At 62.4% G+C, this 14477-nt stretch carries 11 protein-coding genes, 1 tRNA gene and 1 pseudogene; 6 read left to right on the top strand and 7 right to left on the bottom strand.

Features of this window, described 5'->3' with window-relative positions; genetic code table 11:
* The first annotated feature begins 23 nt into the window (after positions 1 to 23).
* Positions 24 to 644: a TetR/AcrR family transcriptional regulator gene (locus tag HMPREF2550_RS10590; RefSeq protein ID WP_197697020.1), complete on the top strand. Its 621-nt coding sequence runs from the start codon at positions 24 to 26 to the stop codon at positions 642 to 644.
* 202 nt (positions 645 to 846) lie between these two features.
* Here the strand turns inward: HMPREF2550_RS10590 and HMPREF2550_RS10585 are convergent, their stop codons facing one another.
* Together HMPREF2550_RS10585 and HMPREF2550_RS10575 are read right to left on the bottom strand one after the other, a co-directional pair.
* Positions 847 to 1104, bottom strand: coding sequence for a hypothetical protein (locus HMPREF2550_RS10585; RefSeq protein ID WP_038589882.1), 258 nt, complete (start codon positions 1102 to 1104; stop codon positions 847 to 849).
* Positions 1105 to 1657: 553 nt separating this feature from the next.
* Positions 1658 to 2617, bottom strand: a complete 960-nt coding sequence (locus HMPREF2550_RS10575) for an Abi family protein (protein WP_038589888.1) — start codon at positions 2615 to 2617, stop codon at positions 1658 to 1660.
* A gap of 597 nt (positions 2618 to 3214) precedes the next feature.
* Here HMPREF2550_RS10575 and HMPREF2550_RS10570 point away from each other — a divergent pair.
* A pseudogene (locus tag HMPREF2550_RS10570) lies at positions 3215 to 3442 on the top strand (IS481 family transposase); the annotation flags it as partial.
* A 118-nt stretch (positions 3443 to 3560) separates the two neighbouring features.
* Here HMPREF2550_RS10570 and HMPREF2550_RS10565 read toward each other — a convergent pair.
* From HMPREF2550_RS10565 to HMPREF2550_RS10545, 5 genes are all read right to left on the bottom strand, one after another.
* Positions 3561 to 3634: transfer RNA gene (locus tag HMPREF2550_RS10565), tRNA-Arg, on the bottom strand.
* 294 nt (positions 3635 to 3928) lie between these two features.
* Entirely contained in the window at positions 3929 to 4582 is a 654-nt protein-coding gene (locus tag HMPREF2550_RS10560) for a LutC/YkgG family protein (RefSeq protein WP_070790999.1), read from the bottom strand.
* Positions 4583 to 4585: 3 nt separating this feature from the next.
* Positions 4586 to 6154: a LutB/LldF family L-lactate oxidation iron-sulfur protein gene (locus HMPREF2550_RS10555; RefSeq protein ID WP_070790997.1), complete on the bottom strand. Its 1569-nt coding sequence runs from the start codon at positions 6152 to 6154 to the stop codon at positions 4586 to 4588.
* Positions 6151 to 6936, bottom strand: a complete 786-nt coding sequence (locus HMPREF2550_RS10550; RefSeq protein WP_038589897.1) for a (Fe-S)-binding protein — start codon at positions 6934 to 6936, stop codon at positions 6151 to 6153. The genes HMPREF2550_RS10555 and HMPREF2550_RS10550 overlap by 4 nt, the downstream gene beginning before the upstream one ends.
* 62 nt (positions 6937 to 6998) lie before the next feature.
* Positions 6999 to 8678, bottom strand: coding sequence for an L-lactate permease (locus HMPREF2550_RS10545; protein ID WP_070790995.1), 1680 nt, complete (start codon positions 8676 to 8678; stop codon positions 6999 to 7001).
* A gap of 364 nt (positions 8679 to 9042) precedes the next feature.
* Between HMPREF2550_RS10545 and argS the strand changes: the two genes are divergently transcribed.
* The 4 genes from argS to thrB all read left to right on the top strand — a co-directional run bounded on the left by argS (position 9043) and on the right by thrB (position 14477).
* Positions 9043 to 10704 (top strand): arginine--tRNA ligase, encoded by a 1662-nt coding sequence (gene argS, locus HMPREF2550_RS10540; RefSeq protein ID WP_070790992.1) that lies wholly within the window; start codon positions 9043 to 9045, stop codon positions 10702 to 10704.
* Between the two features lie 28 nt (positions 10705 to 10732).
* Complete coding sequence (gene lysA, locus HMPREF2550_RS10535; RefSeq protein WP_070790990.1) at positions 10733 to 12076, top strand: diaminopimelate decarboxylase; 1344 nt, start codon at positions 10733 to 10735, stop codon at positions 12074 to 12076.
* A gap of 103 nt (positions 12077 to 12179) precedes the next feature.
* Positions 12180 to 13532, top strand: coding sequence for a homoserine dehydrogenase (locus HMPREF2550_RS10530; protein WP_070790989.1), 1353 nt, complete (start codon positions 12180 to 12182; stop codon positions 13530 to 13532).
* Between the two features lie 15 nt (positions 13533 to 13547).
* Entirely contained in the window at positions 13548 to 14477 is a 930-nt protein-coding gene (gene thrB / locus HMPREF2550_RS10525; protein WP_070790987.1) for a homoserine kinase, read from the top strand.

The raw sequence follows: 14477 nt of genomic DNA, 5'->3' as shown, positions 1-14477 counted from the left end.
CTGTTGGTGTTAGGCTGTCGAGCGTGGTGAATAAACGACAAGGGCGACCGCGCGGCGGATCGGATGCCCGTGAACGCATTGTTAGTGCAGCGCAGAAGAATTTTATCCTGTCTGGATATACAGGCGCGACGCTCCGCACCATCGCGCAAGAAGCTGGCGTTGATCATGCGCTGGTGAATTATTACTTCGGCACGAAGGAGAATCTGTTTAGCGAGGCGATGCTTGGAGGGTTCAGTCCTTCCGCGGTCTTCAAAACGGTGCGGTCCGCCGAAGGGGTGTCACTTGCGACGCTGCCGGCGATGCTTGCGCGCGCGTTTGTCGCGTTCTGCGAGACACCCCAGATCCAGCACACTGTGCTCCCTACCCTCCGTCTCGCGTTCGAAGACGAGGACACCCGAGCACTTGTCACCGGTTACATCGAGAGGGAAATCTTCGCAGAGGCGGAACAGCTCCTGCTTGACCTCAAGGAGCGGCAGAATCGACCCACAAAGGCGAGTGCCCACGAAGCCGTCATTGGCATTTCAACCGTGTTGCTTGGTGCACTCGTGTCGCGCTACCTCCTCCGGGCTGGGCCGCACGCAGCGATGTCGGTACGAGAATTCGGAGTGCTGTTGGAGCGGTTGCTCAGAGGCGCGCTGGGGTAGGAGAGGTGGGCCCTAAACGGAGCTAGCTCCATTTGAGGTAGGACGGCTTAGAAAAGCCCAGGTGGCGGTGATCCGCGTGACCTAAATGGAGCTAGCTCCAACTGGCTATCGCACCAACCCAACCAGCTGCGATGCTGAGGGAGTCATACGGGAAAAGAAGTCGGGTGCCTCGGATTTCCGAGGCACCGGTGTGGCAGCCGCGTTACTCGATTTTGTCGTCTTCTTTTTCGCGGACAGTTCTGACGAATTTACCCAGAAACTGAAAGACAGCGGGGGCGAGAAACAACCCGGCGAACAGTTCGGATACACCGCCCAGATAGACACCGATCGCGGCTCCAACCGAAGTGATAAACATGCCGAAACTCAAATATTGGCCGCGCTTTAAAGCGTCGACGTCACCTTTCGCGAGCCACTCCTTCTCGTGGTTCGACGCAGCAATACTCTGCTCAGCCATCTGCATGGCGCGGTCAGCAAAGGACGGGTTAAGCCTCTAAAGTCTCCGGTGAAGGAGCTGGAGCACTCCATAAATACGAGTCAACCCTTCGAGTGAGCTCTTCGACAATTTCAGCGGTGACTACTTCGTCTTCTGTACTAGCTGAATACTGCGATCCAGGGCGTTGAACGTTGCTTTCCATCCGTTGTAAATGGTCGCCCGAGGGTCGTTCTTCGCCATGCGTGCCTTCGTCCGCAGGGGGCGGGGGTTGGTTTCCATCATGTCCACTCCCCGGCGACGGGCTCGGGCTGTGGCGTTCCTCGTTTTGAGAGTCATTGCCCATGCACCTTCTTCCTTTCGGTAGTGAGACTGAGTGGTTTATGTCTCTCTGCCATTCAACCACATACCGCGCGTGCCTATTGCTTTACTGGGGTTCGGACGGGGGGTCGCGCTCGACGCTGCCGGTAATGCTTGCGCGGGCCTACCGGAATCAATCTCTAACTGCCCTATCCTGGCGACACGGACCCGTTGGGTTGCGTCGCGCCTCCGAACAGTGCGAACCAGTGCTAGGGGCGGGTATCTAATCCGGTGAAATCTGCTGAATACCGTGGGCGTAGGCAGGGTTTTGGTCGATTAACTTCTCGAACCCGCTTGCGTAATTCCGAGCCACCGAAGCACCGTGCATACTTGCTAGGTTGTAAAAGGCCACCACCATCGAGCGTGGGTCTACATCTTTCATTTTCTTACGAAATAGTCCGGCTCTCGTCGGTGTGTTCGATGTGGGGCGCATCCACAGCCGGTTATGGTGGGCAGTGAGGTTTCGGAGGAAAAGAATCGACGAGCACCCAACCGCGAAGCGGTCCGCCTTGAAGTTCAAGGCACCAGACACCTCTTTCCAGAGTGGGCCTTGGGTACCAGGTGGGTTGAACGACAAAATGGCGCGGTTCAGGTGACCGAGAGTCAGACTGTCCACGACTGACCAGATCGGTAGGCCCTGGACCAACTGCAACACCTGCTCACGGTTGTCCCTCGTAACCCATCGTGGGGGCTGTGGTAGTCCGATAATTCTGCATTGTCTTTCTATGTGATTGACAACATACGCCTCCCTGTAGTTGAGAATGTCGCGCAACATTCCCTCAATCAGGTCCTCCGGCGTGTAATTGCTATCAAGAAGGAGATAGTTGGACGGTTCCAGATAATCGTCGTAGGGACAGGAACTTTTGCACAGCGCATTTACAAAATGGTGACGCAGTTGGAACTCAACAGTGCGGATGCCTGAGAATATGTACGAAGACATTTGTGAGTCGGCGTCCATGATTCTGAATACTTCGCTGGGGGATTTCTGCACGGTAATTGCGCCGTTGTCGTGCAGGTAGCGGAAGTTCCTGGCGTACCCGATAAAGAAGTGAAAATTGACCGTGGCAAGGCGAGCCACGTCGTCTTCTGTGATTGACGACCTAGGGAAATAGTGTCGCTCTTCTAGGTACTCGATTTTCCCATCTGTGGTGAGGAAAGGTGGTCTATTATCTCCGCTCTTCATTAGACAGTAACTTTACCAATGGAGTGCAGCGTTACCTTTTAGGGAAAGAACAACACCCCACTCGCGTGGGGTGTTGAACAGGGCCGAACAGCGGGGCGCTTCCGGGAGAGGCGGCTGAACGGGGCTGATGACTTCACTATAGACGGACAGGGGGGTTGTGCGTGACTCGGCGTGAGAATGAGTCGCGTTGTCCACCGCCCGAATTGCGTTACCGCTGTTCATCGCCGGTTGGTTTGCCCTATTTCAGGGGTATTCGATCTGGAAGGAGGGACGCGACCACCTGTGTCTCAACGTGCCGTGTATGGAACACGAGGGAGATGTCAGAGCCTTTCGAGACGGTCGGGAGACCCCCTCCGACCCCTCCGGGTAGGTGCGTGTCACCGGGGTAAGTCACCCTCCTCGAAGATACGGTTAAATCACGTCCCCACGCTGCCGGTAATGCCGATACAGTGGGAAAAATGATATTGGAGGTTCCCGTGGCGAGAAGCCAGAAACTAGAACTGACCTGGTTCAACAAAGACAAGGCGCTTATTCCGGCGCAGAGTGGGAAGTATGGCTACACCTGAGTTGCCCCGTCCGACCCGCGCTACTGTGAGAGACGAATGGAGCACCCGCAACGACATCGTCGGAACCAACGGCAAAGTCACCATCCGCTACGCCGGAAGGCTCTACCACCTAGGCATCGGACGCGCCTACGGCGGGAAACACATCCTGATGGTCATCACCGACAACCACGTCACCACATCGTTAAAAGAGACCGGCGAAATCATCACCGAGCACTACATCGACACCTCCCGCAATTACCAAAAACCATACTGGCAATAAGGCCAACGTCCACTGACCTAAAAACAAAACCGGCACCTCGGAAAAACAAAAACCGAGGCACCGGTTTGTCCACCATCTCGCGACTGAGTTGTCAACTATGTCGCGACTGAGGACAGCGTGTCCCCGACAGGACTCGAACCTGCGACCTTCGGTACCGGAAACCGATGCTCTAATCCACTGAGCTACGGAGACATCGTTGTGCTTTTTACGCGGAAGCTTCCGCGTGTGAAGACAACAGGATAGAGCGTAGCACCCGACGGTGGTGGGGAGTTAATTGGTGTGTGGGTGGCGTCGAGAAGCGAGCGGGGCGTGGGGGAGTCCGGGATTTCCTAGGCACATCCATGGAACGCGCCAGGGAGTTTTCACTGATTTGCAGGGGTGGTGTCGCATGATGATTGTGCGCCTTTGAGGAGGCGTGACACGGGAAACAATGACAGCAAAGTGGCCGGTACCGAGTGCGGTACCGGCCACTTTGTGTGTGCCGAATTAGTGGACGACCATCACGATCAGGTCGCGCGGGCCGTGCACGCCCTCGACGCGGACCAGCTCGATGTCGGAGGTCGCGGAGCCACCGGAAATCATGGTGGCCGGCTTCTCCGGATCGATGCGGCTGATCATCTCAGGCACGCCGTAGACCAGGGAATCGGGGCGCACGATCACCACGTGGCGGTCGGGCACGAGTGACAGCGCGCGGCGGCCGCACACATCGCCAGACTCGAGCACGATGGAGCCGGTCTGGGCGGAGGTCACCTTGGAGTCGGTGACGACGGCGCCGACGTCGCCAAGCTCTCGCGGGTCCGAGGCCGGGTCATCGGCGCGGGAGGAACCGTCGAACTCGGTGAAGAGGGACTCGTCCAAGCCGGGGGCGTAGACGATGTCCTTGGCACCGCGCTCGGCGAGGATCTTGGCGATGTTGCTTGCCAGATCCGCCTCGGAGGTCTCCACCACGGTGGCCTTGTAGTCGAGCAGGCGATCGACGAGGATCTCGCGCAGCTGCTCGGGGGTGTGGTCCGAGGAGGTGTTGTACTCGCGGACCGGCTCGACGTAGGCGGGCGCGTTGGAAAGCTTCTGCGCATTGCGGATGCGGGTCAGGATTTCCTTCTTCGCGTCCGCGTTTCGGGAGGAAACATTGGCTGCCATGATCTACTTATCCTCTCCGGTGTTCGGGTCGACAAAGTCGGTCTTGTTGGCCTCGGAATCGCGGCCGGGCACGCCACGCTTGCGCTCTGCGGCGAGCAGGTCGCGCGCCTCGTCCGTCTCCCACCACTGGCGGAAGGACTTCTTCGGCGGCACTGCCACGTCGCGGTAGTCGGTCCAGCCATTGATCGGCGCCGGCATAGAGGTGATCTCGCCCTTGAAGCCGCCGAGCACGCGGCCGAGTGCGACCATGCGCACGGCCTTGTCCCAGAGCTTCGGCTTGCCCCACATGGTGCCAATCAGGCCGAAGGCTGCCTTCTCCAGGCGCGGGTTGTGCTGTTCCACCTTCTGGTGGCGCATCTCCAGCAGGATGTCCGTGATCGGGATCTTCACCGGGCAGACCTCGTTGCAGCGCCCGCACAGGGAGGAGGCATACGGCAGCGAGGAGTTCGGGTCGTTGAGATCCTCCATACCCGTCAGCTGCGGGGTGAGGATCGCACCGATCGGGCCCGGGTAGGTCGAACCGTAGGAGTGGCCGCCGGCGCGCTCGTAGACCGGGCACACGTTCAGGCAGGCCGAGCAGCGAATGCACTTGAGTGCTTCGCGGCCGATCTCGTTCGACAGCGCGGCGGTACGACCGTTGTCCAGCAGGACAATGTGGAAGTTCTGCGGGCCGTCGCCCTCGGTCACACCGGACCACAGGGAGGTGTACGGGTTCATGCGCTCACCGGTAGACGAGCGCGGCAGCAGCTGCAGGAAGACTTCCAGATCCTGGAAGGTCGGCAGCAGCTTTTCAATGCCCATGACAGAAATCAGGGTCTCGGGCATGGTCAGGCACATACGGCCGTTGCCCTCGGACTCCACGATGGAGACCGTGCCGGTTTCCGCGATACCAAAGTTCACACCAGAGATGGCAACCTTCGCCTTCATGAACTGCTCGCGCAGGTACTGGCGGGCAGCCTCAGCCAGCTCGGCCGGGTCGGAAGTCAGCGACTCGTCCGTGTTCGGCATCTTGTCGACGAAGATGTTGCGGATCTCAGAACGGTTGCGGTGAATCGCCGGCACCAGAATGTGGGAGGGGAAGTCCTCGCCCAGCTGGACGATCAGCTCGGCCAGGTCGGTCTCCTGTGCGGAGATGCCGCGCTTTTCCAGCTCCTCGTTCAGCGCGATTTCCTGGGTGGCCATGGACTTGATCTTGACCACGTCGGTCTCGCCGGTTTCTTCGATGAGCCCGGCGATGATCTCGTTGGCCTCTTCCGCATCGCGCGCCCAGTGGACGTGGCCGCCGCGGGCGGTGACGTTGCGCTCGAACTCCTCGAGCAGCTCGGGCATGCGCGCACCGACGTCCTGCTTAATCGACGAGCCGGCGTTGCGCAGCTGCTGCCAGTCATCCAGCTCGTCAACCACGTTCTGACGCTTCACACGAATAGCGGTGGTGGCGTAGTTCAGGTTGCGACGCTTGGTCACATTGTCCAGCTCGTGGTGCGCAGCCTTCTGGAACTTCTCGCTGCCACGCAGGTGGTTCGGGCCCTTTGCGTGGGGCGGCATTTGGGGTTTACCGAGTGCGACTTTCACAGCATGCTCTCCTTCGAGTACGCGGCTGATTCAGGGGTCCACGGGTTCGCCTTGGTGGAGGCGAGGATCTCAGCCATGTGCAGGGCGCGCACACCCGTGTGCTGGCGGCTCATTGCGCCAGCGATGTTCATCAGGCAGGAGGAGTCACCGGCGGTGACGTATTCCGCCTTCGTGTCCTTGATGTGGCGGGCCTTGTCGGAGACCATCGCCGCAGATACCTCGGACATCTTCAGTGCGAAGGTGCCGCCGAAACCGCAGCATTCCTCGCGGTTGGGCAGCTCCACCAGTTCGAGGCCTTCAACTGCGCGCAACAGCTTGTAGGGGCGCTCGCCAACCTCCAGGAAGCGGCGGGAGTGGCAGGACTCGTGGTAAGTGACGCGGTGGGGGAAGAACGCCCCGACATCTTCGGTGCCTGCGACATCGATGATGAACTCGGAGAGTTCGTAGGTCTTCTTGGCGGCCTTCTTCGCCCCGTCAACAAGCGCGGGGCTGCCGTAGCGGTCGGCCAGGGAAACGTGCTGTTCACGCACGGCACCCGCGCAAGAGCCGGACGGTGCCACCACGTAATCGATGGACGGGTCGGCAAAGGCGTCGACGTAGGACTCAATGATGGGTACGGCCTGCTTCTGGTAGCCAGTGTTGACGTGCATCTGGCCGCAGCACGTCTGGCCTTCTGGGAAGACGACCTCGTAGCCTAGGCGTGACAGCACAAGTGCCGAGGCCTTGTGCGCATCAGGAAAAAGAGCGTCGCCGATACAAGTAGAAAACAGTGCTACTCGCAATGTGGACTCCTTATGGTGAATTTCTAGTGAAGGATTGCTCCGGCAGCCGGGCACCTAAGTCTCTAGTTTACGACCGGCGCCAGGAAACTGAGAACGTTGGTCTGCAGGAAGACCATGATGCAGACGGCGAGCAAGAAGACGAAGGAATAGCCAACGACTCGCTTGAAGATCTCGGATTCCTTACCCTCCATGTCTACCGCCGTTGCGGCAATCGCGAGCGACTGCGGCGAGATCATCTTGCCCACGACACCACCGGTGGTGTTGGCCGCAAGCATGAGATCCGGGTTGAGGTTCAGCTGCTCAGCGGCGGTGACCTGCAGCTTCGCAAACAGGGCGTTGGCGGAAGTATCCGAGCCGGTGACTGCCACACCGATCCAACCCAGAATGGGGGCGGTGAAGGCGAAGAAGCCGCCGAGGTTGGCAAAGAACTCACCAATGGTGACGGTCTGGCCGGAGTAGTTCATCACGTACGCCAGCGCGAGCACGAGCACGATCGTGGCGGCAGACCAACGCATGCGGTACATCGTGTCGGTCAGCTCCTTGCCCACCTGGCCCCAGGTCAGCGAGTAGCGGCCGTTCTCGTTGAAGATGATGTAAACCAGGGCGACGATCAGGCCAGAGATGACCAGGAGCGTGCCCGGGTTGTTGATGTACTTGAAGGAGTAGTCGGCGACGACTTCGGCCCCGTTGGCGTCGAGAAGCGAGCCCTCGGGCAAGCCCGGCCACGGGAACTTGATCTGGAAGGAGTTGAGCCAGCCGGGGATTGCGGTACCCAGGTTGGCCAGGCCGAAGATGACCACGACGATGGCGTAGGGCATCAGCGCCATCCACACGCGGTTGCCAGGCAGCTCGGTCTCTTCGAGATTTTCCGTGCTGGGCAGTTCCAGGCGCTCGCGCAGTGCTTCGACGCCCTTCGGCGTCCAGAAGCGCAGCAGCGCGAAGGCGGCACCGAGTGCGACGATGCAGGCAATGACGTCGGTGAGCTGGTAGGCGAAGAAGTTCGAGGTCCACCACTGCGCAATACCGAAGGACAGGCCGATGGTAAAGGCGGCCGGTGCGGTCTCGCGGACGCCACGCCAGCCGTCGATAATGCCGGCGATGATGAAGGGGACGAAGAACGCCAGGAAGGGGGTCTGGTGGCCGACGATCGCGGCGATGTTCTCGGTCTGCTCAAGCGTGCGACCGCCGACCTCGCCGGCGGTGGTGATCGGAATCGCCACGGCGCCGAAGGCGACCGGCGCGGTGTTTGCAATCAGCACGATCGTGGCTGCGCGCAGCGGCTTGATGCCCAGCGCCAGGATCATCGTGGCGGTAATGGCCACCGGTGCGCCGAAGCCCGCAAGCGCCTCGAGTAGGCCACCGAAGCAGAAGGCAATGAGCATGGCCTGGATGCGCACATCGCCGTGCCCCATCTTGTCAAAGACCAAGCGCAGATCTTCAAAGCGGCCCGAGGCGACGGTGATTTGGTAGAACCAGATCGCCGCCATGATGACAAAGACGATGGGCAGCAGGCCGAACAACCCGCCGCGGAAGGCGGAAGAAATCGCCATGCCGGTGGGCATATTGAAGCCAAAGATGGCCACCAGGATGGCTGCGATCAGGGCAACCAGACCGGAGAGGTGTGCGCTGGCTTTCACACCCAGCAGCATGATGAAGAAGGTGAGCAGCGGAATGGCTGACACCAACGCAGAAAGGCCGAGGCTGCCTCCGACAGCATCGGTAAAGACCTGAAATTGGTCCATGGTGCGCTCCTTGGTTGGAGGGAAAACGAACTACATGCCTCGCGTAAGGCCCGCGCCCCACCATCCGTCGCGCTCTCTGGCGGCGCATCGTGGAACGCTTGCCCCAAAGCTGTGCCTGCGGCGGCATATTTAGAAATTATGACACGGGGTCACACTAGATGCAGCGAAAAGCCATAAGAAATGCATGAGTTTTTCAGCCACGCTTACCTGCTCTTTTCGGGCGAGCGGGGGTAAAGGACTGCCCGCGGCGGGGGAGGGGATGGCACCTAGCGAACGGGGGCTATGCGGGCTTGGGTTCAGCTGCTGCGGACGGTGCGCAAGGCCATGAAGAGATCGCGCGCGCGGTGAATTAGACTTGCACCCCATGACGCCAGCAGATCTTTCACAGCTCATTAGGCAAGCAGCCGTTTCCGTGCTCACCGCGCACGACCTCGACTCCTCCGTGGTCCCGGACACCGTGACCGTGGAGCGGCCGCGCAACCCGGAGCACGGGGACTACGCCACGAACGTCGCTTTGCAGGTGGCCAAGAAGGCGGGCACGAACCCGCGTGAGCTGGCGAGCTGGCTTGCCGACGCACTCGGCGCCGACGCGGCGATCGATACCGCCGAGGTTGCCGGCCCCGGCTTCCTCAACCTGCGCCTGGCCTCCGCGGCCCAGGGCCAGCTGGTGGGCGAGATCCTCGCCGCCGGTTCGTCCTTTGGTAACTCGCAGCGTTACGACGGGCAGAAGATTAACCTGGAGTTCGTCTCGGCCAACCCCACCGGCCCGATCCACCTGGGCGGTACCCGCTGGGCGGCAGTGGGCGATTCCTTGGGGCGCGTGCTGGAAGCCTCCGGCGCGGACGTGACCCGCGAGTACTACTTCAATGACCACGGCGGGCAGATCGACCGTTTCGCCCGCTCCCTGGTGGCCGCGGCGAAGGGCGAGCCGACTCCCGAGGACGGTTACGGCGGGGAGTACATCAAGGAGATTGCGGGCGCGGTCGTCGACAAGCATGCGGATGCGCTTCATGGCAGCGACGAGGAGGTCCAGGAGACCTTCCGTGCGGCCGGCGTGGAGATGATGTTCGCGCAGATTAAGCAGTCGTTGCACGAGTTCGGTGTGGACTTCGATGTTTTCTTCCACGAGAACTCTCTGTTTGAGTCCGGCGCGGTGGACAAGGCGATCCAGACGCTGAAGGACAACGGCAATCTCTACGAATCCGAGGGGGCCTGGTGGCTGCGCTCGAGCGACTTTGGCGACGATAAGGACCGCGTGGTACTGAAATCGGACGGCAACGCGGCCTACATTGCCGGCGATATCGCGTACGTGGCCGACAAGTTCGACCGCGGACACAACCTGGCCATCTACATGCTGGGTGCGGACCACCACGGCTATATCGCTCGCCTGCGCGCTTCCGCACAGGCGCTGGGCTACGACCCGGAGGCAGTCGAGGTGCTCATCGGGCAGATGGTCAACCTGGTGCGCGACGGCAAGCCGGTAAAGATGTCTAAGCGCGCCGGCACGATCATCACCCTGGACGACCTGGTTGATGCGATCGGCGTGGACGGCGCGCGCTACTCGCTGGTGCGCTCATCGGTGGATTCCAGCCTGGATATTGACCTGGATCTGTGGACCAAGCAGTCGAGCGACAACCCGGTCTACTACGTGCAGTACGGACACGCGCGGCTGTGCTCGCTGGCCCGCAACGCCGAGGCCGCGGGCCTTGACAGCGCCGACTTCGAAGGCGTGGACTACGGCCTGCTCACCCACGAGAAGGAGGGCGACCTGATCCGCACGCTCGGGGAGTTCCCGGCCGTGGTCAAGGCTGCCGCCGAGCTGCGCGAGCCGCACCGCGTCGCCCGCTACGCCGAGGAGCTGGCCAGCGCCTTCCACAAGTTCTACGACTCCTGCCAGGTACTGCCGAGGACGGACGAGGAAGTCGCGCCGATCCACCGCGCTCGCCTCGCGCTGGCGATGGCCACCCGCCAGGTGCTCGCCAACGCGCTTTCCATGGTCGGGGTGTCTGCCCCGGAGCGGATGTAGTTTCCCTAAAGGAGGGTTCTTCAACTTTATGCAGGCTCCAGATTCGCAGCCGTTTAACCAGCTGCCCGCCCACGTGTGGCCGCGCAACGCCGCGCGCACGGACGACGGCGTGATCACCATCGCCGGGGTCGCGTTGCCCGAGATTGCCGCGCAGTACGGCACCCCGGTGATGGTGGTGGACGAGGACGATTTCCGCTCCCGCTGCCGCGACATGGCCGAGGCCTTCGGCTCGCCGCGCAACGTCCACTACGCGTCTAAGGCGTTTTTGACCCGTCACATCGCCCGCTGGGTGGATGAGGAGGGCCTCGCGCTGGACGTGGCCAGCGAGAACGAGCTGCGTATCGCGCTCGCCGCTGATTTCCCGCCCGAGCGCATCACCGTCCACGGCAATAACAAGTCCGAGAGCTTTCTGCGCCTGTGCCTCGAGTCCAAGGTGGGCCACGTGGTCATCGACTCGCGCCAGGAGCTCACCGAGCTCGAGGCCCTGGCCAAGGAGCTAGGCCAGGTCCAGGACGTGTTCGTGCGCGCGAAGCCGGGCGTGGACGCGCACACCCACGAGTTCATCGCCACCAGCCACGAGGACCAGAAGTTCGGCCTCTCCCTGGCCTCCGGCAGCGCCTACGAGGCGGCCGTCGCCGCGATAAACTCGCCTCACCTCGAGCTGACCGGCCTGCACTGCCACGTCGGCTCGCAGGTCTTTGACGCCGAGGGCTTCAAACTCGCCGCCGAGCGTGTGCTGGGCCTCTACGCCCAGATCTGGAAAGAGCAAAGCGTCGCGCTGAAGTACCTGGACTTGGGCGGCGGCTACGGCATCGCGTACACCGACGACGAGGCGCCGCTCGACGTCGCGGCAGTAGCCCGCGACCTGTTGCGCGAGGTGCAGGACGTCGCCGATGACCTGGGCATCGAGGCGCCGACCGTCGTGGTCGAGCCGGGTCGCGCGATCGCGGGCCCGTCCACGGTGACGGTGTACCGCGTCGGCGTGGTCAAGGACGTCCACACCTCGTACACCGCCACACGTCGCTACATCGCGGTCGACGGCGGCATGAGCGATAACATCCGGCCCGCGCTCTACGCCTCGCTTTACGACGCCCGCGTGGCCAACCGCCTGACCCACGGCACCCCGGTGCAGACGCGCCTGGTGGGCTCGCACTGCGAGTCGGGCGACATCCTGGTCGAGGACGGCAACTGGCCGGACGATATCGCCGCCGACGACCTGATCGCGCTCGCCGCGACTGGCGCGTACTGCTACTCCATGAGCTCGAACTACAACTCTTTCGGCCGGCCGGCGGTTGTCGCCGTGCGCGACGGGGAGATTTCCCCCATGATTCGCCGCGAGACGGTTGAGGATATTTTGGCCCGAGAATATTAAAGCGGGCGCGAACAACGAGAAAATAGACTAAGCGGTACACTGAGCCGGGTACACGCCGGATAAAGCCGGAACACACACGCATCAGATAGGAAAAGGAACACGCATGACTGTCGCAAGCGCCGAGAGCCGTAACGGGAACTACCCGGGCAAGGGAATTGGGCAAGCCGTGGGCGTTGCCATTCTGGGCAAGGGCACCGTGGGCACTGAGGTGCTGCGCCTGATCCAGGAGTTTTCCGAGAATCTTGAGCACCGCATCGGCGGCCCGCTGGCCGTCCGAGGTGTGGCTGTGTCCAACGTGGACAAGCACAAGGACGCGCCCGAGGTGCAGGGCATTTACCTCACCGACGACGCCACCGAGTTGATCAACCGTGATGACGTCGACGTGGTCGTCGAGGTCATCGGCGGCATTGATTACCCGCGCAAGCTGGTGCTTGCCGCACTGCAGGCGGGCAAGTCTGTGGTCACCGCGAACAAGGCGCTGGTGGCCGCGCACGGCTCCGAGCTGGCCGACGCGGCCAACGAGGCCGGGGTTGACCTCTACTACGAGGCCGCCGTCGCCGCAGCGATCCCGGTCGTGGGCATGCTGCGTCGTTCGCTGGCGGGCGATCAGGTCCAGCGCATTTCTGGCATTGTCAACGGCACCACGAACTTCATCCTGGACGCGATGGCGTCCACCGGCGCGAGCTACGAAGACGCGCTCGCCGAGGCCACCCGCCTGGGCTACGCTGAGGCCGACCCGACCGCGGACGTGGAGGGCCACGACGCGGCGTCCAAGGCGGCAATTCTGGCGTCCATGGGCTTCCACACCCGCGTGACCTTCGACGATGTGTACTGCGAGGGTATTACCAAGATCACCGCAGAAGACATCGCCGCGGCGAAGAAGTCCAACCAGACCATCAAGCTTCTGGCCATCTGCGAGCGGCTGTACGACGAGGACGGCAACACCACCGCCGTCAACGCGCGCGTCCACCCGACCCTGGTGCCGAACGAGCACCCGCTGGCGAGCGTGGATCAGTCCTACAACGCCATTTTTGTTGAGGCCGAGGCCGCAGGCCGCCTGATGTTCTATGGCAACGGTGCCGGCGGCGCGCCGACCGCTTCCGCTGTGCTCGGCGACCTGGTGGGCGCTGCCCGCAACAAGGTCCACGGCGGCCGCGCTCCGGCGGAGAACCCGTACGCTGACTACAAGGTCGTGGGCTTCGACGAGGTGCCGACCCGCTACCACGTGAACATGACGGTGGATGACCGCGTCGGCGTGCTGGCTGACCTGGCCCGCAACTTTGCTGACGACGGCGTGTCGCTCTCCGCGGTGCGCCAGGAGGAGTCCGGCGACGAGGCGCACCTGATCGTGGTGACCCACAAGGCACTCGAGCGCGACCTGCGCGCGATCGTGCAGCGCCTGGAAGAACACGACGCGGTTAAGGCGATCAACTCCGTGATCCGCCTGGATGCTTAAAGGGAAGGGTTTTCCATGCCTACGGATCTGCAAGTTGGGCTCAAAGCCACGGTGACTGTGCCCGGTTCCTCGGCGAACCTGGGCCCGGGTTTTGACACCCTCGGCATCGCGCTGAGCATTTACGACACCGTCGAGGTGGAGGTCATCGCCTCTGGGCTCGAGGTACACATCTTTGGCGAGGGCGCCGAGGACCTGCCGCGTGACAACTCCCACCTGGTGGTCAAGGCTATCCGCTCGGGGCTGAAAGCCGCGGACGTGGAGGCACCGGGGCTGAAGGTGACGTGCACGAACAACATCCCGCAGTCGCGCGGCCTCGGCTCTTCCGCAGCCGCCGCCGTCGCCGGCGTGGTGGCCGCGAACACGCTCGCCGGAAGTCCCTTGAGCACCGAAGAGATCGTGCAGTTGTCCAGCGAGTTCGAGGGCCACCCGGATAACGCGGGTGCCTCCGTGCTTGGCGACGCGGTGGTGTCCTGGACCGAGATCCCCGTCGACGGCCGCTCGCTGCCGGAGTACCGCGCCGTGGGCGTAAAGGTGGACCCGCGCATCCGCGCCTACGCGCTGGTGCCGGACTTCCACGCCTCGACCAACGCCGTGCGCAAGGTCCTGCCGAGCCACGTCACGCACACGGATGCGCGCTTCAACGTCTCGCGCACCGCGGTGATCACGGTGGCCATTCAGAGCCACCCGGAACTGCTGTGGGAGGGCACCCGCGACCGCCTGCACCAGCCGTACCGCTCCGACGTGCTGCCGGTGACCGCTGAGTGGGTCAACCGTCTGCGCAACCGCGGCTACGCCGCTTACCTCTCCGGCGCAGGCCCGACCGCGCTCGTGCTGTGCACCGAGCCCGTCGACGACGAGATCCTGGACGAGGCCCGCGAATCCGGCCTGCGCGTCCTCGAGCTCGAGGTCGCAGGGCCGGTCAATGCCGAGCTCACCGCAGACTAG

The sequence above is a fragment of the Corynebacterium sp. HMSC074A01 genome (assembly GCF_001831515.1).
In the GTDB taxonomy this organism is placed as follows: domain Bacteria; phylum Actinomycetota; class Actinomycetes; order Mycobacteriales; family Mycobacteriaceae; genus Corynebacterium.
Note: the sequence above shows the minus strand (reverse complement) of the source record. Positions and strands in the feature narration are given on the sequence as shown.